At 37.9% G+C, this 23,235-nt stretch carries 25 protein-coding genes; 23 read left to right on the top strand and 2 right to left on the bottom strand.

The window, feature by feature from the left end:
• Positions 1–40: 40 nt before the first annotated feature.
• Positions 41–1,306: an NCS2 family permease gene (locus tag EDC24_RS04535; RefSeq protein ID WP_124220106.1), complete on the bottom strand. Its 1,266-nt coding sequence runs from the start codon at positions 1,304–1,306 to the stop codon at positions 41–43.
• A 167-nt stretch (positions 1,307–1,473) separates the two neighbouring features.
• Between EDC24_RS04535 and sdaAB the strand changes: the two genes are divergently transcribed.
• From sdaAB to rnc, 9 genes are all read left to right on the top strand, one after another.
• The gene (gene sdaAB / locus EDC24_RS04530; protein WP_124220104.1) at positions 1,474–2,136 is read left to right on the top strand and encodes an L-serine ammonia-lyase, iron-sulfur-dependent subunit beta; all 663 of its coding nucleotides are present in this window, start codon (positions 1,474–1,476) and stop codon (positions 2,134–2,136) included.
• 16 nt (positions 2,137–2,152) lie between these two features.
• On the top strand, positions 2,153–3,031 hold the full coding sequence (gene sdaAA, locus EDC24_RS04525; RefSeq protein WP_124220103.1) for an L-serine ammonia-lyase, iron-sulfur-dependent, subunit alpha: 879 nt from the start codon (positions 2,153–2,155) through the stop codon (positions 3,029–3,031).
• Positions 3,032–3,064: 33 nt separating this feature from the next.
• Positions 3,065–5,101, top strand: a complete 2,037-nt coding sequence (recG, locus tag EDC24_RS04520) for an ATP-dependent DNA helicase RecG (RefSeq protein WP_124220101.1) — start codon at positions 3,065–3,067, stop codon at positions 5,099–5,101.
• Positions 5,102–5,174: 73 nt separating this feature from the next.
• A complete protein-coding gene (fapR, locus tag EDC24_RS04515; protein WP_124220100.1) occupies positions 5,175–5,741 on the top strand; it encodes a transcription factor FapR in 567 nt (188 codons plus the stop codon).
• Positions 5,742–5,743: 2 nt separating this feature from the next.
• Positions 5,744–6,742 carry a phosphate acyltransferase PlsX gene (gene plsX / locus EDC24_RS04510; RefSeq protein WP_124220098.1) on the top strand — a complete coding sequence of 333 codons (999 nt, stop codon included), beginning with the start codon at positions 5,744–5,746 and terminating at the stop codon, positions 6,740–6,742.
• Between the two features lie 2 nt (positions 6,743–6,744).
• Positions 6,745–7,686, top strand: a complete 942-nt coding sequence (gene fabD, locus EDC24_RS04505; RefSeq protein WP_124220096.1) for an ACP S-malonyltransferase — start codon at positions 6,745–6,747, stop codon at positions 7,684–7,686.
• A gap of 1 nt (position 7,687) precedes the next feature.
• Positions 7,688–8,428 carry a 3-oxoacyl-[acyl-carrier-protein] reductase gene (gene fabG / locus EDC24_RS04500; RefSeq protein ID WP_124220095.1) on the top strand — a complete coding sequence of 247 codons (741 nt, stop codon included), beginning with the start codon at positions 7,688–7,690 and terminating at the stop codon, positions 8,426–8,428.
• A 40-nt stretch (positions 8,429–8,468) separates the two neighbouring features.
• A complete protein-coding gene (acpP, locus tag EDC24_RS04495) occupies positions 8,469–8,702 on the top strand; it encodes an acyl carrier protein (RefSeq protein WP_124220093.1) in 234 nt (77 codons plus the stop codon).
• Positions 8,703–8,785: 83 nt separating this feature from the next.
• Complete coding sequence (rnc, locus tag EDC24_RS04490; protein WP_124220092.1) at positions 8,786–9,463, top strand: ribonuclease III; 678 nt, start codon at positions 8,786–8,788, stop codon at positions 9,461–9,463.
• Positions 9,464–9,714: 251 nt separating this feature from the next.
• Here the strand turns inward: rnc and EDC24_RS04485 are convergent, their stop codons facing one another.
• Positions 9,715–9,939: a DUF1128 domain-containing protein gene (locus EDC24_RS04485; RefSeq protein ID WP_124220090.1), complete on the bottom strand. Its 225-nt coding sequence runs from the start codon at positions 9,937–9,939 to the stop codon at positions 9,715–9,717.
• Positions 9,940–10,050: 111 nt separating this feature from the next.
• Between EDC24_RS04485 and smc the strand changes: the two genes are divergently transcribed.
• From smc to EDC24_RS04415, 14 genes are all read left to right on the top strand, one after another.
• A complete protein-coding gene (smc, locus tag EDC24_RS04480; RefSeq protein ID WP_124220089.1) occupies positions 10,051–13,620 on the top strand; it encodes a chromosome segregation protein SMC in 3,570 nt (1,189 codons plus the stop codon).
• A 16-nt stretch (positions 13,621–13,636) separates the two neighbouring features.
• Positions 13,637–14,635 carry a signal recognition particle-docking protein FtsY gene (gene ftsY, locus EDC24_RS04475; protein WP_124220087.1) on the top strand — a complete coding sequence of 333 codons (999 nt, stop codon included), beginning with the start codon at positions 13,637–13,639 and terminating at the stop codon, positions 14,633–14,635.
• A 29-nt stretch (positions 14,636–14,664) separates the two neighbouring features.
• A complete protein-coding gene (locus tag EDC24_RS04470) occupies positions 14,665–14,991 on the top strand; it encodes a putative DNA-binding protein (protein ID WP_124220086.1) in 327 nt (108 codons plus the stop codon).
• Between the two features lie 12 nt (positions 14,992–15,003).
• Positions 15,004–16,347: a signal recognition particle protein gene (gene ffh, locus EDC24_RS04465; protein ID WP_124220084.1), complete on the top strand. Its 1,344-nt coding sequence runs from the start codon at positions 15,004–15,006 to the stop codon at positions 16,345–16,347.
• A gap of 78 nt (positions 16,348–16,425) precedes the next feature.
• Positions 16,426–16,695, top strand: coding sequence for a 30S ribosomal protein S16 (gene rpsP / locus EDC24_RS04460; protein ID WP_124220082.1), 270 nt, complete (start codon positions 16,426–16,428; stop codon positions 16,693–16,695).
• A gap of 17 nt (positions 16,696–16,712) precedes the next feature.
• Positions 16,713–16,940 (top strand): KH domain-containing protein, encoded by a 228-nt coding sequence (locus EDC24_RS04455; RefSeq protein ID WP_124220080.1) that lies wholly within the window; start codon positions 16,713–16,715, stop codon positions 16,938–16,940.
• Between the two features lie 70 nt (positions 16,941–17,010).
• Positions 17,011–17,397, top strand: coding sequence for a YlqD family protein (locus tag EDC24_RS04450; protein ID WP_124220079.1), 387 nt, complete (start codon positions 17,011–17,013; stop codon positions 17,395–17,397).
• 9 nt (positions 17,398–17,406) lie between these two features.
• Entirely contained in the window at positions 17,407–17,928 is a 522-nt protein-coding gene (gene rimM, locus EDC24_RS04445; protein WP_245997963.1) for a ribosome maturation factor RimM, read from the top strand.
• On the top strand, positions 17,928–18,677 hold the full coding sequence (gene trmD / locus EDC24_RS04440) for a tRNA (guanosine(37)-N1)-methyltransferase TrmD (protein WP_124220075.1): 750 nt from the start codon (positions 17,928–17,930) through the stop codon (positions 18,675–18,677). The genes rimM and trmD overlap by 1 nt, the downstream gene beginning before the upstream one ends.
• Positions 18,678–18,776: 99 nt before the next feature.
• On the top strand, positions 18,777–19,121 hold the full coding sequence (rplS, locus tag EDC24_RS04435) for a 50S ribosomal protein L19 (RefSeq protein WP_124220073.1): 345 nt from the start codon (positions 18,777–18,779) through the stop codon (positions 19,119–19,121).
• A 262-nt stretch (positions 19,122–19,383) separates the two neighbouring features.
• Positions 19,384–20,229: a ribosome biogenesis GTPase YlqF gene (ylqF, locus tag EDC24_RS04430; protein WP_124220071.1), complete on the top strand. Its 846-nt coding sequence runs from the start codon at positions 19,384–19,386 to the stop codon at positions 20,227–20,229.
• A 44-nt stretch (positions 20,230–20,273) separates the two neighbouring features.
• On the top strand, positions 20,274–21,044 hold the full coding sequence (locus EDC24_RS04425; protein ID WP_124220069.1) for a ribonuclease HII: 771 nt from the start codon (positions 20,274–20,276) through the stop codon (positions 21,042–21,044).
• 15 nt (positions 21,045–21,059) lie between these two features.
• Complete coding sequence (locus EDC24_RS04420) at positions 21,060–22,889, top strand: hypothetical protein (RefSeq protein ID WP_124220068.1); 1,830 nt, start codon at positions 21,060–21,062, stop codon at positions 22,887–22,889.
• The gene (locus EDC24_RS04415; protein ID WP_124220066.1) at positions 22,886–23,161 is read left to right on the top strand and encodes an EscU/YscU/HrcU family type III secretion system export apparatus switch protein; all 276 of its coding nucleotides are present in this window, start codon (positions 22,886–22,888) and stop codon (positions 23,159–23,161) included. The genes EDC24_RS04420 and EDC24_RS04415 overlap by 4 nt, the downstream gene beginning before the upstream one ends.
• The last annotated feature ends 74 nt before the right edge of the window (positions 23,162–23,235 follow it).

Below are 23,235 nucleotides of genomic sequence, written 5' to 3'. Positions count from 1 at the left end.
GGGCACGGCGCGAGCTTCTCAAAGCTTCATCAATACCAACTTATATCAATGCTTTTATGAAAAATTCCATTAAGAATAAGCTTGAAATAATGATTAATATTGGTGAAAGTTGATCTTTTTGATGGGTTGCAATTTTGATGATTGGATAAGCAATAAATCCAAATGCCATTCCATCAGCAATGCTATAAGTGAACGGAATCATAAACATGATTAAAAACGTTGGGAATGCTTCCGTTAGGTCATCAATTTTAATATATTTAATGTTCTGCATCATGAGAACACCAACAATAATTAGAATTGGGCTAATGGCCATCGATGGAATCATCGATATATACGGAATAAAGAAAAATGTTAGCAAAAACAAAATACCTGCTACAATACTCGCTATTCCTGTTCGGGCATTTGAAGCAACCACTGCAGCTGTCTCTGCTGCTGGAACTGTTGGTGATGTTCCGAAAAAACCACTTAATAATGCAGAAGTAGCACTACTGCGGTTAGTTTTCTTAAAAGCATCGGATTTATTGAGCATATTTAACTGTCCATGAATTAACCCCATACTTTCAAAAATTAGTACAATTGATAGAGGTAAGACAGCTATCCAAAATGCTAACTGACCAATATGGCCAAACTCAGGTAAGACGAATAAATCCGTAATACCATCAACCGTTAAAGTAGCTCCTCTTTCCGTATTTAATACACCGAATAAAGAAGCGAACCAAGTTCCTAGAATCATTGTTATTAAGAAATTAGCTGGAACATTTTTAACAAATAGTAAGATTCCAACCGTTAACGATAACAAACTGACAATCACATTGGGTGAAGAAAAATCGCCAAGCGTGATAATCGAATAATCACCACTTACAATCAATCCGCCATTTTCTAAACCGATTAGGACTAAAAATAACCCTAATCCAATTGTAATTCCGTGTTTTAACGAATCGGGCACTGCCTGTTTAAAGCTTTCACCTAAAGGTGTTATAGCAGTTATTAGGAAAATAATGCTCGATACAACAACCACTCCTAGCCCTTCGGCGTAAGAGAAATTATACTGTTGAACGATTGAAAAAGTAAAAAGAACGTTTACCCCCATACCGGGAATAATAATGATCGGCACCTTCGCCCAAACACCTACAAGTACACTTCCGATAAAGCTAGCTAGAATTGTCGCAATCATCGCTTGTTCACGGTCAATACCTGCCTCAGCTAGGATAGAGCTGTTAACAGCGACAATATAAACGGTTGTTAAATACCCAATGATTCCCGCTATAACCTCGGTTGGCCATTGTTGGTTATTTAATTGTTTCATTTAAACTCCTTCTTCTGTTGTTAGCCCTCGCCCGCCCGGGTAGTTACCCAAAGCATATTATAACGGTAAATACAAACGAAGTTCAAATAAGTTTTGCTAATACTTGTTGGCTTTTAGTCTAATTCCATTTAAAATAGTAGTAGAATGTTAATAAGGTGGTGTATTAGATGAAATTCAGATCGGTCTTTGATATTATCGGTCCCGTTATGATTGGTCCATCTAGTTCGCACACAGCTGGAGCTGCTAGAATAGGGAAAATGGCTAGGCAGTTGTTTGGACGCCAACCGGAATGGGCTAAGATATATTTATATGGTTCGTTTGCTAAGACGTATAAAGGCCATGGGACGGATGTTGCTATCATTGGTGGATTATTAGATTATGATACATTTGATGATCGAATAAAAGATGCATTTCGTTATGCTGAAGAATGCGGAATGAAAGTAGAATTTATAGAAGAAGAAGGTTCCTCAGAACATCCGAATACAGCTCGTATTCATATAGGAGATCAAGAGGGTGAATTTGAGCTCGTAGGTATATCAATCGGTGGAGGAAAAGCTGAAATTACGGAGCTAAATGGTTTCGAATTACGTTTATCAGGTGGGTCACCTGCGATTTTAGTCATGCACAATGATCGTTATGGTGCAATTGCATCGGTTACTAAAGTATTAGCAGAAAAAGAGATTAATATTGGTCATATGGAAGTTGTCCGAAAAGAACAAGGCAAAGATGCCATGATGGTCATTGAAACCGATCAGCCGATCCCGGATGAAGTCATGCAGCAACTTGGGACATGTGATCATATTTTACAAGTGGTCACAATAGCTGATTAAGAAGGGAAGTGGGAATGTGTTTCGTAGTGTTAGTGACTTAATTAAAATAACTGAAGAGAGAAATATACCGATTTCAGAAGTAATGATTGAGCAAGAAATTGAAGAAAGCGGAAAGACTCGAGAACAGATATTTGCCGAGATGGAACGAAACTTAGATGTTATGGAAGATGCCGTTGAAGAAGGCTTACAAGGTGTGAAATCTAAGTCTGGATTAACGGGTGGCGATGCTGTATTAATCCAAAAATATCGCGAAGAAAAGCAACCGCTTTCAGGTGATTTAATGTTAGAAGTTGTTAGTAAAGCTGTTTCAACAAATGAAGTGAACGCTGCGATGGGGACAATTTGTGCGACACCTACAGCTGGAAGTGCTGGTTGTGTTCCTGGTGTTTTATTCGGTATAAAAGATCGCCTTAACCCTACTCGTGAACAAATGGTACGCTTTCTTTTTACTGCAGGCGCGTTTGGTCAGGTTATTGCGAATAACGCTTCAATCTCAGGTGCTGCTGGTGGTTGCCAGGCTGAAGTTGGCTCTGCAGCAGGAATGGCGAGTGCAGCGGCTGTTGAGATGGCTGGAGGAACACCTGAGCAATCGGCACAAGCCATGGCGATTACGCTTAAGAATATGTTAGGTCTAGTTTGCGACCCAGTAGCAGGACTCGTTGAAGTTCCGTGTGTTAAACGTAATGCGATGGGTTCATCACAAGCAATTGTGTCTGCTGATTTAGCATTAGCGGGTGTTACAAGCCGTATTCCTTGCGATGAAGTTATTGGTGCAATGTATCAAATTGGTGAGAAAATGTCATCAACCTTAAAAGAAACAGCAGAAGGTGGTTTAGCTGCAACACCTACTGGAAAAGCATTGGCGGCCAAAATCTTTGGCTCTGCCGCAGAGTAATATCCGAAAAAAGAATGAAAATGAGTGATTGTTTTGATAAAAGAACCAGTCGATCATATTCCAAGTGTCGGGGAGAAAACGAAAGAACAACTAGAGATGTTAGGGATTACGAAAGTGGGAGATTTGCTCTTCCACTTTCCTTTTCGTTATGACTTTTTTGAAGTAAAACCGCTAACTGAACTAAACCATGAAGAAATAGCAACCATACAAGGTGAAATTGTTTCCGAACCTAATTTAAGTTTCTTCGGACGTAAAAAGTCTCGATTAACGGTTACAATCCAAGTAGGCGTTGTAGCAATAAAAGCCGTATTTTTTAATCAATCGTTTTTAAAGGATCAATTAATACGCGGAGAAACGGTTACCCTAACTGGTAAATGGGACATGCATCGTTTGCAAATAACAGTTCAAAAATTTCACCCTAAATCGTTCAGCGAAGAACAAACGATTCAGCCTGTCTATCATACAAAGGGAAACTTGACGACAAATCAAATTAAAAAGCTCGTATCTTACGCTCTTAAATCATCGGTGGATGAGATTGAAGAGATGTTGGCTGATAAGTATTTAACAGAATATAAATTACCAAATAGACCACAGGCCGTTAGAGAATTACATCAACCGACATCCAAAACAACTTTAAAACACGCTAGACGTCGATTTATATTTGAAGAACTTTTTATTTTTCAGCTTAAAATGCAATGGATTAAAGAACATCATAAAAAGCAAACGCAAGGTATGCCCAAAACATTTGATGAATCTAAAATCGATGAGTTTATCAAAGGTTTATCTTTCGAATTAACCGATAGTCAGAATCGAGTCTTAAATGAAATTCTTAGCGATTTAAAAAGCGTAAACCGTATGAACCGATTGCTACAAGGGGATGTTGGGTCAGGAAAAACTGTTGTTGCTGCGATAGCCTTGTATGTCGCTTGCTTATCAGGTCAACAGGGGGCTCTAATGGTGCCTACTGAAATTTTGGCCGAGCAGCACGAAGAATCATTAAAAGAAATATTTGATGGCATTTTAAACATTGAATTACTAACCGGTTCAATAAAAGGTAAGAAACGTGAAGAACGTTTGGAGCGAATCAAAAAAGGTGATGTTGACCTTGTAGTCGGCACACACGCCCTAATACAAGATGATACAGTTTTTAATCGACTTGGGTTAGTCATCGTGGATGAACAGCACCGTTTTGGCGTTAATCAACGAAAAGCATTGCGCGATAAAGGGTTAAATCCAGATGTGTTATTTATGACTGCTACACCAATTCCAAGAACGCTATCTATTACAGCGTTTGGAGATATGGATGTATCTGTTATTGATGAAATGCCTAAAGGAAGGCAGCCAGTTGAGACATACTGGGTTAAGGAAAACATGATTGAGAGAGTTCATCAATTCATCATTAAAGAAGTTCAAGCAGGTCATCAAGCATATATCATTTGTCCTTTAATTGAAGAATCAGACGAGCTTGATATCCAAAACGCGGTTGATGTATATGAAGAATTACAAGATGTGTTGCCAAACGATATTCAAGTTGGTTTGATGCACGGAAGATTAAGTACTGATGAAAAAGATGACGTCATGCGTGAATTTGCGTCTAACGACATTCAAGTCCTCGTCTCAACAACTGTTGTTGAAGTTGGCGTAAATGTACCAAATGCGACGCTTATGGTGATCTATGATGCGGAGCGTTTTGGTTTAGCTCAATTACACCAGTTGAGAGGTCGAGTGGGGCGCGGTAGTGATCAAAGCTATTGTATTTTATTAGCTGACCCTAAAGGTGATACAGGAAAAGAACGGATGCGAGTCATGACTGAGACAACTGATGGCTTTACGTTATCTGAACACGATTTGCAAATTCGGGGTCCAGGAGACTTTTTTGGTAAAAAACAAAGTGGTTTACCTGAATTTAAAGTAGCAAATATCGTTGATGATTACCGAGCTTTAGAAGTCGCGCGGCGTGATGCCGTAGAGGTCATAAAGCAAGATTTATTAAATCAAGATTCTGAATACGCGAAGCTAAAAGAATTAATTGAATCAGACCCAAAAATTCAAGATCGAATTTTTGATTAAAGGCATTGCAAGAATGCGTAACGTATTATATATTACTATTAGGACCTAGTCATAATAGTGGACGGTGTAAAGTATGAAGTTAAAAAAGAAAGAACGACAAGAAAAATTAAAAGAAATGATTGAAGAAACGCCATTTATTACGGATGAGGAATTAGCTAAAACATTTGATGTTAGTATTCAAACGATCCGTTTAGATCGGTTAGAACTTTCCATTCCTGAACTCCGTGAGCGAATTAAACATGTTGCAAATAATAATTGGAATGAAACCTTAAAAGCATTACCTATCGATGAGGTAATCGGTGAGGTCGTTAATTTAGAGTTAGATAACCTAGCGATTTCGATTCTAGATATTAAAGAAGAGCACGTGTTTTCTCGTAATATGATTGCACGTGGACACCATTTATTTGCACAAGCGAACTCATTGGCTGTTGCCGTCATCAACGATGAATTAGCTTTAACAGCAAATGCCGAAATTTATTTTACACGTCCAGTTAAAGCGGGTGAACGTGTAATTGCTAAGGCCTCAGTGGTCGGTCACGATAAGAAGCGTACCGTTGTTGAAGTCAAGAGTTATGTGAATAGTGAAGTCGTTTTTGAAGGTAAGTTTCACATGTACCGTACGACAGAAAGGAAGTCATAACGATGAAAATAGCAATAGACGCAATGGGGGGCGATCATGCTCCAGAGGCAGCCGTTAAAGGAGCCAAAATGGCAGTTGATCATTATGAAGATCTAGAAATTACGTTATATGGAAATGAAGAGCTGATTCAGCCTTATTTAGAAAAACATCCTCGAATTAAGGTTTATCATACGACTGAAAAAGTCGAAAATACAGATGAACCGGCAAGAGTTGTGCGAAAGAAGAAGAATGCTTCTATGGTATTAATGGCTGAATCTGTTAAAAACGGTGAATCAGATGCCTGTATATCAGCTGGTAATACAGGAGCCTTAATGAGTACCGGTTTATTTAAAGTAGGTCGTATTAAAGGAATCGACCGACCAGCTTTAAGCCCGACACTTCCTACTGTTGACGGCACCGGTTTTTTACTTCTAGATGTAGGTGCCAATGTCGAAACTAAAGCGCATCACTTAATGCAATATGGGATTATGGGTTCCATTTATGTAGAGAATGTTAGAGGAATTAAGAATCCTCGTGTTGGTCTTTTAAATGTGGGTACTGAAGAACAAAAGGGGTCAGAATTAGTAAAAGAAGCTTTTCAATTATTACAACAAGCGCCTGTTAACTTTATTGGTAATGTTGAGGCTCGTGATTTATTAGAAGGAGCAGCTGATGTTGTTGTCACTGATGGTTTTTCAGGCAACATCGCACTTAAATCGATTGAAGGTACGGCTTTAACAATGTTTTCCATGATTAAAGATACGTTTATGAAAAACATGAAAACAAAAGTAGCTGCCGCAATGGTTAAGTCCGATTTAAAAGGTATAAAAGATCAACTCGATTATTCAGAGTATGGTGGTGCAGGTTTATTTGGCTTAAGTGCACCTGTGATTAAAGCGCATGGTTCTTCAAATGATCGGGCTATATTTAATGCGATTAAGCAAACTTACCATCTAGTTGAGGCAGATGTTGTGACTTTAATTGAAAAAGAAGTCAAAGCTATGAATGAGCGGGAGGCTTAAAAATGGAAAAACTAGCATTTCTTTTCCCTGGTCAAGGGTCTCAAAATGTAGGAATGGGGCAAGACTTTTACGAACAGTATGAATCCGTTAAAGCTTTATATCATCAAGCTGATGATGTGCTGGGCTATAAGTTAAGTGATTTAATGCTTAATGGCCCAAGTGACGAGTTAACAAAGACTGAGAATGCCCAACCTGCACTTTTATTAAATAGTGTTGCGATTTTAAACTTATTAAAAGATCAAGGTATTGAGCCTAATGTTGTAGCGGGCCATAGTTTAGGTGAGTATACAGCGCTATATGCAGCCGGTTCACTTACTTTTGAAGATGCAATTAAACTGGTACATAAACGTGGTCAATTTATGGAGAAGGCTGTACCTACAGGACAAGGTACGATGGCAGCTGTTTTAGGTGTTGAACGAGATACAATTGATGCCGTGACAAAAGAAGTTACGAATAATGGTGATCCTGTTAATGTCGCTAACTATAATTCTCCTGGGCAAATTGTCATTTCAGGTACTATAGATGGTGTGAATAAAGCGTCTGATCAATTAAAAGAACAAGGTGCAAAACGAGTGATTCCTCTAAATGTAAGCGGACCTTTTCATTCCGAATTAATGAAGCCGGCGAGTGAGGATTTTAAACAAGAATTAGATCAAGTAACCATTCATGATGCAACTGTCCCTGTTTATGCCAATGTGACAGCAAAACCAGTTCAAAAGTCTGAAGAAATTAAACAATTATTAATTGAACAGTTATATTCTCCAGTGCAATTTACACAAACAATCGAAAACATGCTTAATGACAACGTCGATGGTTTTGTTGAGATTGGAAGTGGAAAAGTATTGACAGGTTTAGTTAAGAAAATTCATCGTAGAGCTAAAACATTTACGTTAAATGAAGTCGAGTCATTAGATGCTTTTTATGAAAAGCTAAAGGAGGAATAACATGCTAAATGGTAAAGTAGCAATTGTTACAGGAGCATCCAGAGGTATAGGTCGTGCGATTGCATTAGAATTAGCTAAAAACGGTGCAAATGTGGTTGTTAACTATGCAGGTAGCAAAGATAAAGCCGATGCAGTTGTAAAGGAAATTGAAGAGATGGGACAGCAGGCAATCGCTGTACAGGCAAATGTTTCTGATGCTAATGACGTAAAAGCGTTAGTTAAAGAAGCAACAGAAAATTTCGGAGTTATTGATATACTAGTGAATAACGCCGGCATAACACGTGATAACCTGTTAATGCGTATGAAAGAAGACGAATTTGACGAAGTTATTGATACGAACCTAAAAGGTGTCTTTAATTGCGTTAAGGCTGTGACTCGTCCTATGATGAAACAACGTGGTGGTAAAATTATTAATTTAGCATCAGTTGTAGGTGTCTCCGGAAATCCAGGTCAGACTAACTACGTTGCAGCTAAAGCTGGCGTTATTGGCATGACAAAATCAGTCGCAAAAGAATTAGCTGCCAGGAACATTAATGTCAATGCAGTGGCTCCTGGGTTTGTCACAACTGATATGACGGATGAGTTATCAGATGAAGCCAAAGAAGGTATGCATGATATGATTCCGTTAAACCGATTAGGAGAGCCTGAAGATGTGGCTCGTGTTGTACGCTTTTTAGCATCCAGTGATGCTGATTACATTACAGGTCAAACCATTCATGTCGATGGCGGAATGGTCATGTAATATACCCTGTTTTTTAATTTTTTGAAGGGAGGTGAAAGGAATGGCAGATGTATTCAATCGTGTAAAAGAAATTATCGTAGAACGTTTAGATGTAGATGAGGCAAAGGTGACAAAAGAAGCTTCATTCAAAGATGATCTTGAAGCGGACTCATTAGATGTTGTTGAATTAGTAATGGAATTAGAAGATGAGTTTGATATGGAAATCTCAGATGAAGATGCCGAGAAAATTCAAACAGTTGGGGATGCTGTTGATTACATAAACAGCGACCAATAACATTTGATATCACAAAATATAAGGGGATGGTACGATTACCATCCCTATTACCATTTATAAAGACAATAGAACAGGTGAATTATATGGATTTTAATCAATTACAAAACCAGTTAAATCTTTCATTTAACCAGATTGATTTATTAAAACAAGCATTTATGCATACATCGTATGTGAATGAGCATCGCGATCAAAACCTAGAAGATAATGAACGATTAGAGTTTTTAGGTGACGCTGTATTAGAATTGGCCGTCTCTCAATACCTTTACCGTGAGTATAAAAACATGTCAGAAGGTGAACTAACTAAATTCAGAGCTAACATTGTGTGTGAACCTTCTTTAGAGCAATTTGCCAAAGAATTAGAACTCTATGATTATTTATTATTAGGTAAAGGTGAAGAGAAATCCGGTGGGAGAGAGAGGCCATCTTTATTAGCAGATGCCTTTGAAGCATTAATTGGTGCGATTTATCTAGATCAAGGTTTTGATTCCGTGATTCAATTTTTAAAAGAATTTATCTTTCCAAAGATTGAACCTGGTGCTTTTTCACATGCGATGGATTATAAAACACAGCTTCAAGAAAAAGTTCAGCAACAAGGTGAACAAGTGATGTATGAGATTGTCGATGAAATCGGCCCAGCACACAACCGCAAATTTATAGCCAAAGTATTTGTTGGCGAGAACGAAAAAGGCGAAGGACAAGGACGAACCAAAAAAGAAGCCGAACAAGAAGCAGCACAAAAAGCATTGAAGCTTTTTGACTAAGATTTATAGTAAAGAGCTAGACAAATGGTGAACTATAAGTATAATAGACGTACATTGTGTTGAGATGTCACTCAGCGTAGTCAAAATACGTAGACTCCTTTGGGAACAGCACGAACCGAAAATCACGCAAAACGAACGGTAGTGAGTTTTGGGAAGTTGAGTTCGTGCCCAAGGAAAGCGGAGTATTTTGACGAAGCGTGTAAAAAATCCGTACTATGATTAATCATTGTACGGATTTTTATAAATTTCGTTTATTCTTTACGATATTTTTTCAACTCATCAATGATAGCATGAATCTCTGGAACACTAATTTGATCCTTTTGTTTAACCATATCATAAATCTGTTTAAGTTCATGATAATTATCCAGGTCATAGTTGTCAGAATCCATGATGGAAGGGTTTAGCATTTGTAGTTGTTTTGAAATTTCTTCGATAATATATTTCAAGTTTTCCTCAGTTGCTTCGTTTAAATTCATAAATTTCACTCCTATATTATATTCGTAACCTTCTTCAGCTACTGATTTTATGATAAAATAAAAAAGTTCAGATGTTAAGTTTAGAACGGAAATTGAGTAGGTGTTTTACATATGTTTTTGAAAAAATTAGAATCTGTTGGGTTCAAATCATTTGCTGAGCGCATTACGGTTGACTTTGTACCAGGCGTTACAGCTGTTGTAGGACCGAACGGAAGTGGAAAATCAAATGTCACAGATGCCATCCGTTGGGTATTAGGTGAACAATCAGCCAAATCACTTCGTGGCGCGAAAATGGAAGATGTCATTTTTTCAGGAAGTGATTCAAGACGTGCGTTAAACGTCGCTGAAGTAACCTTAACATTAGATAACAAAGACCAGCAGCTACCAATCGATTACGAAGAGGTGGCTGTGACAAGACGCGTATACCGTTCGGGTGAAAGTGAGTACTTAATTAATAAACAACCTTGCCGTTTAAAAGATATAGTTGAACTATTTATGGATTCAGGCTTAGGAAAAGAAGCCTTTTCAATTATTAGTCAAGGTAAAGTTGAAGAGATCCTAAGTTCAAAATCAGAAGAACGTCGTGCTATTTTTGAAGAAGCAGCTGGCGTATTGAAATATAAACAACGAAAGCAAAAAGCCGTTAAAAAGCTAGGCGAAACAGATGATAACTTAAGCCGTGTTGAAGATATTATTCATGAAATTGAAGATCAACTTGAACCATTAAAAGAACAAGCGGCTGTTGCCAAAGAATATTTAGAGAAAAAAGAAGAGCTCGAGCAACATGAAGTATCCCTTATTGTAACAGAAATAGAACAAATTCATGCCGAATGGGGCCAATTGCTTCAAGAGATTGACCAAATTAAAGAGCAATTAATGGAGGAGAAAACGTCCATCCAAGCTGATGAATCAAAAGTAGAAGATATCGGTTATCAAATTCAATCATTAGATGAGACCATTGAACAACTTCAAGATAAAAAGCTTCATTTTACCCAACAAATTGAACAGCTAGAAGGGCAAAAGAACGTTCTAGTCGAACGGTTGAAGCATTACGATGAAAGTAAAGATAAACTGACAAGCGATATTAAAGAAAGTCAGGATCAAGTTGAGCAATACGAATGGGATTATGAGGATCAAGCTAAGAAATTAAAGCTATTAGAAGACACTCGTGATGAAACGAAACAAACGATTCAAGAAATCAAAAAAGAAATTGAACATACAGGCGAAGATATCGAAGACAAAATTGAATCGATGAAGGCTGAGTATATTGATTTACTAAACGATCAAGCGGCCAACCGAAATCAAAAAGCTTCAATTGAAAAACAGATAGAACAAACTAAGGCTAGAAAGCAACGTTTAGACGAACGGTTTGAACAGTTGATTGTAGAACGAAAATCTCTCGAAGAAGACCAAAGTGCCCAAGCAAAAGAAAAAGTACAATTAGACGAACAATTGCAGCAATTAACGAATCAGATACAAGACATGCAACAACAGTATCAAGAATTATCTCAGACGATTCGTGAAGATGAAGAAAGGTTACAAAAAGGCTATCGAATCATTGAACAACTAAAATCTAAAAAAGAAATGCTAGAAGACATGAAAGATTCTTATAGTGGCTTCTTTTATGGGGTTAAATCCATTTTACAAGCAAAAGAAAATGGGAATGTCTCAGGGATTCATGGTGCCGTAGCGCAATTAATTCAAATACCAAAAGACTATGTTACAGCTATGGAAACTGCTTTAGGTGGACAATCGCAACACATTGTCGTTGAACACGAAGAGCATGCTAGAGAATCGATTCAATGGCTAAAGAAGACGAATAATGGTCGTGCAACATTTCTACCTTTAACAACTATTAAACCTAGAAAAATGGATCAGCAAATTTTATCTCGTGTTAATCAATATGATGGCTTTATTGGTGTCGGTTCAGAGCTAGTTGATTTTGATACAACTTATCAAGCCATTGTTCAAAACTTACTTGGAACCGTCATTATCGCAAAAACGTTAAAAGATGCAAACGAACTCGCTAAGGTTTCTAATCATCGATTCCGAATCGTAACTCTAGATGGGGATATTGTTAACCCAGGTGGTTCTATGAGTGGTGGTGCTAAGAAACGCTCTAACCAAACATCTTTATTCACGCGTGACCAGGAGTTAGAAGAGATACAAGAGAAACTTCAAGATTATCAAAGTAAAAGTGAGAACTTTGAACGAAAGCTTAAGGAAAAGAAAGACCAAAGCGCTCAAATTCAAGAGTCCTTACAACAGTATCAAACCGAAAAAGATGAGATCTATGACAAACATCAAATGGTTAAAGAAAGTTATCAATCGTTACAAGCACGTTTAGCTAATATTAACGACCAGCTTTCGGTTTATGATCAGGAAAACTCGCAGCATCAAGATGAAATGAAGCAACTTGATAATGAACTACAAGAGATTACGAAACAATTGGAAGAGCAAAACAACCAATCAGAAACTCTCAAAGAAGAGATTGATGAATTATCAAATAATCAATCAGACTACAAAGAAAATGTTGAAAAACAAAAAGAAAAGCTAAATAACATGCAAATACGTTTGGCTGAACAGGAAAGTGAAGTACGAAATCAAAAGGAACGACTGGATCAAATTCAAGAGAATTTAGATGAAGAGCGTCAAGCGAAGGCACAATATGAAGAGGAACTTCAAAAATTAGAAGAATCTCATCAAAATGCCCAAACCGTTGACCATTTATCAGATTCGATTACTGAAGCGCGTACTGAGCTTGTTCAAATTAATGATCAACTCGATCAATCTAGAGAAGAACGACAACAGCTATCACAAACTCGTGAAGATTTAGAACGGGAATTAAAAGAGCGAAATCGTCAGTATCAACAGAAGAATAGCCATATGCAACAGCTTGAAGTAAAAGCGAATCGATTAGATGTTGATCTAGAGAACCGTTTAAATCATTTACGTGAAGAGTACATGTTAACCTTTGAAAAAGCAAAGCGAGACTACGGCGTAACTGAAGAAGTTGAGGAAACACGTGAGAAGGTTAAATTAATCAAACGTTCTATTGATGAATTAGGAACAGTTAACTTAGGTTCAATCGATGAGTACGAACGTATCCAAGAGCGTTATGACTTTCTAACAGCACAACAAAATGATTTATTAGAAGCAAAAGAAACTCTTCACTCTGTCATTCAAGAAATGGATGAAGAGATGATTCGAAAATTCGGAGAGACGTTTGAGCAAATTCAAGAGCAATTTGCGATTGTCTTTAAAGAATTATTCGGCGGAGGTAGAGCTGAACTTAAGCTAACCAACCCGGAAGATTTATTAGAAACGGGTGTCGATATAGTAGCTCAACCACCAGGCAAGAAACTACAAAATTTAAGCTTACTATCAGGTGGCGAGCGTGCCTTGACCGCTATTGCTTTACTTTTCTCAATACTAAAAGTTAGACCAGTACCTTTCTGTGTATTAGATGAAGTAGAAGCGGCCTTAGACGAAGCGAATGTCATGCGTTTTGGCCATTATTTAAAAGAGTTCTCAGCTCAAACGCAGTTTATCGTTATTACACACCGAAAAGGTACAATGGAAAATGCCGATGTTTTATATGGTATTACGATGCAAGAGTCAGGTGTGTCCAAACTCGTTTCAGTTAAATTGGAAGAATCTGAAGAAATGATTTTGAATTAGTGAAAGGAAGACTTATATGAGCTTTTTTAAAAAGTTAAAAGATAAGATCAGTCAACAAACCGATCAAGTAACAGATAAATTTAAAGACGGCATGACGAAAACACGTGATTCGTTTACGAGTAAGGTGAATGACTTAGTCGCGCGTTACCGTAAAGTCGATGAAGAGTTCTTCGAAGAGTTAGAAGAGATTTTAATTTCTGCAGACGTTGGCGTTGTAACAGTTATGACGTTAATTGAAGAGCTGGAATTGGAAGTGAAACGCCGTAATATTCAAGATACAGAAGCGGTTAAAGAAGTTATCTCGGAAAAGCTCGTTGAGATTTATTACGACGGTGACGAAGAAGAACCAGAAGAACTACAATTAAATGAAGACGGGTTATCTGTTATTTTAACGGTCGGTGTTAATGGTGTTGGAAAAACGACGACGATTGGCAAGCTTGCTCACCGATTAAAAGCTGAAGGAAAATCCGTCCTTTTAGCAGCTGGTGATACATTTAGAGCTGGTGCTATCGATCAATTAGAGGTATGGGGTGAGCGTGCAGGCGTTGACGTTATTAAACACAGTGAAGGAAGTGATCCTGCAGCTGTGATTTATGACGGTATTCAAGCAGCTAAATCTCGCGGTGTTGATGTACTCATCTGTGATACAGCAGGCCGTCTTCAAAATAAGGTTAACTTAATGAATGAGCTTGCAAAAGTAAAAAAGGTCATTTCCCGAGAAGTTGATGGAGCTCCTCACGAGACGCTGCTCGTCTTAGATGCCACAACTGGGCAAAATGCTTTAAGCCAGGCTAAAACATTTAAAGAAGCAACGGATGTCTCAGGTATTGTGTTAACGAAACTTGATGGAACTGCACGTGGTGGAATTGTGTTAGCTATTAAAAATGAGATGGACATACCTGTGAAATTTGTCGGTTTAGGTGAACGCATGGAAGATTTACAACCTTTTGATGCTCACCAATTTGTTTATGGTCTTTTTGGTGATCTTACAACAGAAGATACCCAAGAAGAGTAGTTAGGGGAAGAGCAGTTAGGGGGTTGCTTGTGTTAGAAAAAACGACGCGTATTAATTATTTATTTGATTTTTATCATGATCTATTAACACCTAAACAAAAAAATTACATGGATCTTTATTATTTGGAAGATTATTCTCTAGGTGAGATTTCTGAGACTTATGATGTTAGTAGACAGGCAGTTTATGATAATATTAGACGTACAGAGGCTATGTTAGAAGAATACGAAGAGAAATTAGGCCTTTACAGACGTTTTGAGAAGCGAAATCATATTATTAAAGATATGAAGCAAGCACTAGAACGTGGACAATTAGATGAAATGAATTCTCTAATAGATCAATTGGAAAACCTAGATTAGGAGGACGGTCAGATGGCATTTGAAGGGTTAGCCGACCGATTACAAGGGACGATTAAAAAAATCACCGGCAAAGGTAAAGTAACGGAACAAGATGTAAAAGAAATGACCCGTGAAGTTAGATTAGCTTTACTTGAAGCCGATGTTAACTTTAAAGTCGTAAAAGATTTAATTAAACGAATTAAAGAACGCGCCGTTGGGCAGGACGTTTTACAAGGCTTAAACCCTGGTCAACAAGTGATAAAAGTTGTTAAAGAAGAGCTAGCCGAGCTCATGGGCGGAGAACAAAGTAAATTAGAAGTTGCGAATAAACCGCCAACGGTTGTCATGATGGTTGGTTTACAAGGTGCAGGTAAAACAACGACTTCCGGAAAACTAGCGAACCATTTAAGAAAACAGAAAAATCGTAACCCGATGTTGGTAGCTGCTGACGTCTACCGTCCAGCAGCGATTAATCAGTTAGAAACGCTTGGTAAACAGCTTGAAATGCCGGTTTATTCAGAAGGTACCGATGCTAATCCAGTTGAGATTGCTAAGCATGCTGTAAACAAAGCGAAAGAAGAACATTATGATTACGTTCTCATTGATACAGCCGGACGTCTTCATGTGGACGAAGGGTTAATGGATGAACTTCAAAACATTAAAGAAGCTGTAAACCCTGATGAAATTTTACTCGTAGTCGATTCAATGACGGGTCAAGATGCCGTTAACGTCGCAGAAAGCTTCGATGAACAATTAGATGTCTCAGGTGTCGTTTTAACGAAGCTAGATGGTGATACGCGGGGTGGTGCAGCACTTTCGATTAAAGCTGTAACAGGTAAGCCAATTAAATTCGCCGCTATGGGTGAGAAGTTAGATCAACTAGAAGCATTCCATCCAGACCGAATGGCGTCAAGAATCTTAGGCATGGGCGATGTTTTAAGCTTAATCGAAAAAGCAGAGACCGATGTTGATGAGAAGAAAGCCAAAGAAATGGAACAGAAAATGAAGGATGCGTCCTTTACGCTAGATGATTTTCTAGACCAAATGGGACAGGTCCGAAATATGGGGTCATTAGATGAGATCATGAACATGATGCCTGGAGCAGGTAAAATGAAGGGTCTTAAAAACATGCAACTCGATGAAAAACAAATTGACTATGTTGAGGCAATTATTCGTTCCATGACTCTTAAAGAGCGTACAGACCCAAGTGTGATTAATGCCAGCCGTAAAAAACGTATCGCTCAAGGCTCTGGTACATCCGTTGCACAAGTAAACCGCTTATTGAAACAATTCAACGAAATGAAGAAAATGATGAAGCAGATGATGGGCGGCAAAAAAGGCAAGAAAAAAGGCGGAATGAATTTTCCTTTTATGTAATGGAAAAATACTTTACACACTTTTGAGACTCTGATACAATTTTATCTTGTGAGAAGGAATTTTGATGGAGGTGTAATTATGTCAGTAAAAATTCGCATGAAAAGAATGGGTTCTAAAAGAAATCCTTACTATCGTTTAGTTGTTGCTGATTCACGTTCTCCACGTGATGGACGTATTATTGAGCAGATCGGCACATATAATCCTTTAAGTGAAACTCTAGAAGTTTCAATTGATGAAGATAAAGCTTTAGATTGGTTATCTAAAGGCGCTAAGCCAAGCGACACTGTTCGCAACCTATTCTCAAACGAAGGCATCATGAAGAAGTTTCACGAATCAAAAGCTAAATAGAAAAGGTTAGTGATATCATGAAAGCCTTAATTGAAACGATTGTACAACCTCTCGTTGATTATCCGGAAGAAGTAGAAGTCTCTGTAGAAGAGACTGACGAAAAGATTCGTTATCATCTGACGGTTAATGAGAACGATGTTGGAAAAGTCATTGGAAAGAACGGCCGAATTGCAAAAGCGATTCGTACAGTTGTTCATGCAGCAGGTTCCGATGTACAGAAGAAAATTTTCGTAGATATTATGTAACAAGTGGGAGAGGGCTAACCTTTCCCATTTTTAATAGGTTTGATATGTCTGATTCAAATAGGTGAGAGTGATGAAAATATTCCGAAAAACGACGGTAAAACAAGTTATTACGGAAGAAAGTCGGGAATCGCTTAAGAGACAGTTTCAACGCAAAATTGGACAATCCAAAAAAGAACTAGAACAACTCCAGTTCGAAAAAAAGAAACTCATACATCAACAGCGTTTTAATCAAACTAAGATTGAAGAACGCTTTACTAGAGAAGAACATAAACGAAATAAACGAATTGAATGGTTGAGTAATCAGTTAGAAAGACTGGATCAGGTTCCAATTGGTAGTGAGATCATCGAAGGGGAAGTCGATGAACTAGTCGATGTTGAAATTGGTGATGATTGGGATCAAGTAGCTGGCAAACGCTCTATAACCATTAAAGACGGAAAAATAATCGATATAAATTAAGGTGGAAGAATGATGGAACAATTTTTTAACGTAGGAAAGATCGTCAATACACACGGGGTTAAAGGCGAAGTTAGAGTGATTCCGATTACAGATTTTGAAGAACGATTTGAACCAGGAAGTACTTTATATTTGTTTCAGCATGATCAAGACCAAGAACCTCGAAAGCTTGTTGTAAGCTCACACCGAAAACATAAGCAATTCGAACTTTTAACGTTTGAAGGGTTGGAGAACATTAATGATGTAGAATCTTTTAAGGGAAGTGTTTTAAAAATTCCTGAATCTGACCTTTTTGAACTTTATGAAAGCGAATTTTATTTCCATGAGATAATTGGTTGTGATGTTTATAATACAGATGGTGACTCTATTGGGAAGATTAAAGAGATCTTGCAGCCAGGAGCTAATGATGTGTGGGTCATCGAGCGTAAAGGAAAAAAAGATGCGCTAGTTCCTTATATTGAATCCGTCGTAAAAGACGTGGACATTGAAGGTGGAAAAGTCATCATAGAGGAAATGGAAGGATTGCTAGACTAATGAAGATAGATGTATTAACACTATTTCCGGATATGTTTAAAGGTGTGTTTGAGTCGTCGATCTTAAAGCGTGCACAAGAAATAGGCGCATTTCAATACCGTCTAATCGATTTTCGGCATTATACGGATGATAAGCATAACAAGGTTGATGATTATCCATACGGTGGTGGAGCCGGAATGGTACTCAAGCCACAACCTATTTTTGATGCCGTCGATGATGTTAAAAGTCAGACTGAATCAACTCCAAGAGTGGTTTTGTTATGCCCACAAGGTGAGACGTTCACCCAGCAAAAGGCAGAAGAGCTAGCGGAAGAAGATCATCTTATTTTAATTTGTGGCCACTATGAAGGCTATGATGAACGAATTCGGGAGCAATTGGTCACGGATGAAATTTCAATTGGCGATTATGTATTAACGGGTGGCGAACTAGGTGCGATGGTTATTACAGATAGCGTCGTACGATTGCAGCCTCAAGTATTAGGCAACCAAGAATCAGCGACAAAAGACTCGTTTTCAACACGTTTACTCGAACACCCGCATTACACAAGACCTAATGATTTTAGGGGATTAAAAGTCCCTGAAGTCTTAACATCAGGAAATCATCAAAAGATTGAAGAGTGGCGAATCTATGAGTCGTTAAAAAGAACTTATGAAAGACGACCTGATTTACTGGAATCTGCAAATTTAAGTGAACAAGAATCAAAGATGTTGGAAGAAATCAAGGCTAATCATGTTGAAACTCATGGGTGATTATGGTATATTAATTTAGTGCTTAAGTGTAGGTTAAGCTGAATACGATGTTCCGCTGCGGTTAAAGGCAAGAGCATTAGTAAGAAGGAGTGAAGAAGAATGCAAGAACTTCTAAACAAAGTTGCAGAAGATCAATTACGTACAGACCTTCCGGAATTCCGCGCTGGTGATACGGTAAAAGTTCACGTTAAAGTTGTTGAAGGTAACCGTGAGCGTATCCAGGTATTCCAAGGTGTTGTAATCAAGCGTCGCGGTGGCGGCATCAGTGAAACATTTACTGTACGTAAAGTATCTTACGGTGTAGGTATCGAGCGTACATTCCCTGTACACTCTCCACGTATTGATAAGATTGAAGTTGCTCGCCGTGGTCGTGTACGTCGTGCGAAACTTTACTACTTACGTAACCTACGTGGTAAAGCTGCAAGAATTAAAGAAATTCGATAATGACAAGTTGAAAGAACAACCCTTTGACGGAAGGGTTGTTCTTTTTTTATGAAAAAGTGCGCATAAACCACCTCAAAAGGGCGCATAAATTTGAAAAAAGGTACCGTTCGACAAAATTCGAAGCGCATAAAATGAAAAATATTGCGCATAAATGACAGTTCCTGGCGCATAAAAAGCACATAGTATCCACTAAACATGATTGGTCAGGCTTTAGTTTATGTTCTATAATGAAGAGTAGATTATCATAAAGAAGGTGTAACAGATGACGATTCAGTGGTTTCCAGGACATATGGCGAAAGCGAAGCGGGAAGTGGAGGAAAAACTAAAGCTCGTTGATTTCGTGATTGAACTTGTCGATGCAAGAGCACCTTATTCTTCGCAAAACCCAATGCTTCAGGAAGTTTTAGGTGATAAACAGAAGTTAATTGTCTTGATGAAAAAAGACTTAGCCGATCCTGAAGTAACAAAGCAATGGGTTGAACAATTTCAATCAGAGGGACACGAAGCTTTAGCAGTTGATGTGAACCAAAAGCAGGACATACAATCGTTAATCAAAAAGGCGAAAATGATTGGAAAAGGCATTAACGATAAACGAAAAGAAAAAGGAATTAACCCGAGGTCATTAAGAGCCATGATTATTGGTATACCGAATGTTGGAAAGTCGACGTTAATTAACCGGTTAGCCAATAAAAAACGCGCGCAGACAGGTGACAAGCCTGGTGTGACCAAGCAACAACAATGGATAAAAGTACAAGGTGAATTTGAATTATTAGATACTCCTGGGATTTTATGGCCAAAGTTTGAAGAAGAGGAAGTTGGTTATAAATTGGCTGCCATCGGTTCTATTAAAGATCAAATTATTCATTTGGACGATATTGCTGTTTACGCTTTACGTTACTTAAGTCATCATTATCCAGATCAACTTATTGATCGATATCAAATTGAACCGGATGAAGAAGATGTCGTCGTCTGGTTTGATACGATTGGTAAGAAACGAGGATGCATTGTCTCTGGAGGAGAAATTGATTATGAAAAGACCGCAGAGGTTATTATTCAAGATCTAAGAGATGGAAAATTAGGTCGTATAACTTTTGATTTAGTCCATTAATTTATACAAAACAATCCGATATTAAACATAAGTAGGGGAATATGATGAGCCAAAAAGAAACAGTTACAGTCATAAAAGAAAGATTACAAAAGGGTGAATTCACAAACGGTTGGTTTGAACAACTTAAACAAGATTCTCGTAAAGGTGTTCAACAATTAATCAATCGATTTGAGAAACAAAAGCAAAAAGAACAAGAGGTACACGACGATTTTTTAAGAATGAGTCAGATTGAACAGCAATTATATAATAATGGGTATCAATATATTGCAGGTGTGGATGAAGTCGGAAGAGGTCCTCTTGCTGGTCCTGTGGTGACAGCATCTGTCATTCTACCAAAAGACATTTATCTACCTGGTTTAAATGATTCTAAAAAACTATCGCTTGAACAGCGAGAATATTTCTATAACCGGATCAAAGAAAACGCAATTGCTATTGGGGTTGGGCAAGCAGATGCTCAGGAAATAGACTATTTGAATATCTATCAAGCGACAAAACTTGCGATGAAGCGTTCGATTGATGGTATGGCTAAACAGCCAGATTATTTATTAATAGATGCGATGCGTTTAGATCAAGTAGATGTTGAACAACAATCGATTGTTAAAGGCGATTCTAAAAGCATTTCGATTGCGGCTGCTAGTGTGGTTGCAAAGGTTGAAAGGGACCGGTTAATGGAGGAGATTGCGAAGGATTATCCGATGTATCAATTTGAGAGTAATGTTGGGTATGGGACTAAGGCGCATTTAGATTCATTAAAGGAATATGGTCCAACCCCTTATCATAGGCGATCCTTTCAGCCCGTCCGTCAATATACATAAGAAGGTGAATGTTGGATGAAACAAATCGGTCGAATGGTTCCAACAACGAAACAAAACACAACTCAATCAAATGTACTAACGCTACGGGAAGGCCAATTAGTAACTGGTCGTGTCGCAAAATTTTTCCCTGGAGATAAAGCGGCGATTAATTTATCTGGTCATCAAGTGGTCGCTCAGTTAGATACTTCCTTACAATCTAATCAAAACTATTTAATGCAGGTGAAAGGGTCTAATCCCATTCAACTTCAAGTTGTTAATGAACAGTCGGTTAGTTCTTATTTGGATGCAGCCCAAAGATTAATTTCGATGGCTGGAGCAAAGGCGAATCAATCTGAGCAATTGCTTTTAGCGCGTATGTTGGAACAGCAATTACCGATTAAACTGAATCAAGTCAGTTCTTTAATACAACTAGCAAAACAAAACCATGTTCCGAACCAATCGTCGATTTTAACCGAAATGGTTCAAAGACAATTGCCGCTCAACCAAGACGTCTTTAATGCCATCCATCAACGTGTGAACCAACCGTTGTCTTTCTCGAATGTGATCAATGACGTAAAAGGACTATTAAATCAAGTTCAGACGGTTGATTCCATTCAATTAGGGCAGCGTTTAAATATGTTGTCTCAAGGGACTGTTAATCAAAATGAAGTATTACAAACGTTTGCTCTACAAACATTAAAAGAAGTTGGACAAGGGTCTCAGACGACTTTTAACCTTTTTCAAAAGGCTGGACTCATTTCGAGTCAAACGACCTTTCAGGAATGGTCAAATGCTTGGCGAAGTTGGGCATCGCAACATCAAGTTCAATTTCAGTCAACTAATCAAAGTTCATCACTTCCGCCTTTGCCATTTAATATAACAGCAGACCAGATCACAAATACTGTCCAACAACTGAGTCAAAATCAGATTGAGCCGAAATCAAATGAGTTACCATTACTCAGAACGATGGCTCAATATTTAAACCAACTGGCTTCAGGTCAATCACTTAATCAACAACAGCAGCAGTTACTACAAAGAGGTATATCTTCCGGGGTATGGCAAAATGTGCAAACTGAAGGGCATCAACAGCTTACTCAAGCTATTTCGAATCAAAACTGGCAACAAGCTCAAACACTTCTGCAAAGTAACAATGGCCAATCCTTGCTCAATCAATTAACTGCCTTGATCGATCAACAAGTGACACAAGGTGAGCAACGAGCTTTATCTTTTTGGCAGACGATGGCTTCATTAAATGCATCGAATGAGAGTCAGTCATTTCAACATATAAAAAACTTGATGCAGCTCATCCAGGTGGAAACGTCCGTTCAGCGTGAATATCCATCTATGATGACGTTAATTCAAAGTGTACAATCGCAATCTAACCAAACGGGTCTCAATGAAGCGCTACAACAAATGAATCAAATCGTTCAATCCATGCATTTATCGCAAAACGAATCGAGCATGAGAGATTGGATGTCTTTCACATTACAGATTCCTAAAGATGACCTAGGATTAAATCAAGATTTATTTATGGAGTTTGAGGGTAATCAACAAGAGGATGGACAACTGAATCCATATCAATGTCGCGTGATTTTTTATCTCGATCTACCTCAGTTAAATGAAACGATTATTGATATGCATGTTCAAAATCAAGTTACGAGTATTTCGATTTATCATGAGAATCCGGACAAGTTAAAACAAGTGGCTGAACCGTTAATCCCTCATTTAAAAGAAAATTTAAGTGACAAAGGTTATTCAGCTGTACAAGTCACCTTTAAGTCTATTTATGAACGTCATCAAACAGAAACTAAAAAAGTTCAAGCTTATACAAAAGACTGGAGTCAGGGGGTTGACTTTAGGGTATGAAAAAGTATCGTCCTAATCGAAAAAGCGCCATTGCTTTAAATTATGATGAAGAACAAGATCAAGCGCCTCATGTTGTTGCTAAAGGAGAAGGGTTAATTGCTGAAGAAATTATTAACCGAGCTTCTGAAGCAGAGGTTCCTGTATATGAAGATGAAACGTTAGTTCAGTTGATGAATGAATTAAATATTAACGAATCTATTCCAGAAGATTTATACCAAGCTGTAGCTGAAGTCTTTGCTTTTATTTACCAATCAGATCAAAAATACATTTAATTCCGAGTTTATTAGCGCACTTTCTTTTATATACGACAATTTTTATGTATAATAAAATAGTGTGGTTTGAAATA

Origin of the sequence: Aquisalibacillus elongatus (assembly GCF_003843875.1) — a bacterium.
GTDB classification, from domain to species: Bacteria; Bacillota; Bacilli; order Bacillales; family Alkalibacillaceae; genus Aquisalibacillus; species Aquisalibacillus elongatus.
The sequence above is the reverse complement of the archived record's forward strand: the minus strand, read 5'-3'. Positions and strand labels throughout refer to the sequence as shown.

Coding starts and splice junctions, on each gene's coding strand:
- ylqF (WP_124220071.1), top strand. CDS start 19,384: ATGACGATTCAGTGGTTTCCAGGACATATGGCGAAAGCGAAGCGGGAA.
- rnc (WP_124220092.1), top strand. CDS start 8,786: ATGGATTTTAATCAATTACAAAACCAGTTAAATCTTTCATTTAACCAG.
- ffh (WP_124220084.1), top strand. CDS start 15,004: ATGGCATTTGAAGGGTTAGCCGACCGATTACAAGGGACGATTAAAAAA.
- acpP (WP_124220093.1), top strand. CDS start 8,469: ATGGCAGATGTATTCAATCGTGTAAAAGAAATTATCGTAGAACGTTTA.
- fabG (WP_124220095.1), top strand. CDS start 7,688: ATGCTAAATGGTAAAGTAGCAATTGTTACAGGAGCATCCAGAGGTATA.
- sdaAB (WP_124220104.1), top strand. CDS start 1,474: ATGAAATTCAGATCGGTCTTTGATATTATCGGTCCCGTTATGATTGGT.
- EDC24_RS04425 (WP_124220069.1), top strand. CDS start 20,274: ATGAGCCAAAAAGAAACAGTTACAGTCATAAAAGAAAGATTACAAAAG.
- rimM (WP_245997963.1), top strand. CDS start 17,407: ATGATGGAACAATTTTTTAACGTAGGAAAGATCGTCAATACACACGGG.
- smc (WP_124220089.1), top strand. CDS start 10,051: ATGTTTTTGAAAAAATTAGAATCTGTTGGGTTCAAATCATTTGCTGAG.
- fapR (WP_124220100.1), top strand. CDS start 5,175: ATGAAGTTAAAAAAGAAAGAACGACAAGAAAAATTAAAAGAAATGATT.
- EDC24_RS04535 (WP_124220106.1), bottom strand. CDS start 1,306: ATGAAACAATTAAATAACCAACAATGGCCAACCGAGGTTATAGCGGGA.
- EDC24_RS04450 (WP_124220079.1), top strand. CDS start 17,011: ATGAAAATATTCCGAAAAACGACGGTAAAACAAGTTATTACGGAAGAA.
- trmD (WP_124220075.1), top strand. CDS start 17,928: ATGAAGATAGATGTATTAACACTATTTCCGGATATGTTTAAAGGTGTG.
- fabD (WP_124220096.1), top strand. CDS start 6,745: ATGGAAAAACTAGCATTTCTTTTCCCTGGTCAAGGGTCTCAAAATGTA.
- rplS (WP_124220073.1), top strand. CDS start 18,777: ATGCAAGAACTTCTAAACAAAGTTGCAGAAGATCAATTACGTACAGAC.
- EDC24_RS04485 (WP_124220090.1), bottom strand. CDS start 9,939: ATGAATTTAAACGAAGCAACTGAGGAAAACTTGAAATATATTATCGAA.
- rpsP (WP_124220082.1), top strand. CDS start 16,426: ATGTCAGTAAAAATTCGCATGAAAAGAATGGGTTCTAAAAGAAATCCT.
- ftsY (WP_124220087.1), top strand. CDS start 13,637: ATGAGCTTTTTTAAAAAGTTAAAAGATAAGATCAGTCAACAAACCGAT.
- EDC24_RS04420 (WP_124220068.1), top strand. CDS start 21,060: ATGAAACAAATCGGTCGAATGGTTCCAACAACGAAACAAAACACAACT.
- EDC24_RS04455 (WP_124220080.1), top strand. CDS start 16,713: ATGAAAGCCTTAATTGAAACGATTGTACAACCTCTCGTTGATTATCCG.
- EDC24_RS04415 (WP_124220066.1), top strand. CDS start 22,886: ATGAAAAAGTATCGTCCTAATCGAAAAAGCGCCATTGCTTTAAATTAT.
- plsX (WP_124220098.1), top strand. CDS start 5,744: ATGAAAATAGCAATAGACGCAATGGGGGGCGATCATGCTCCAGAGGCA.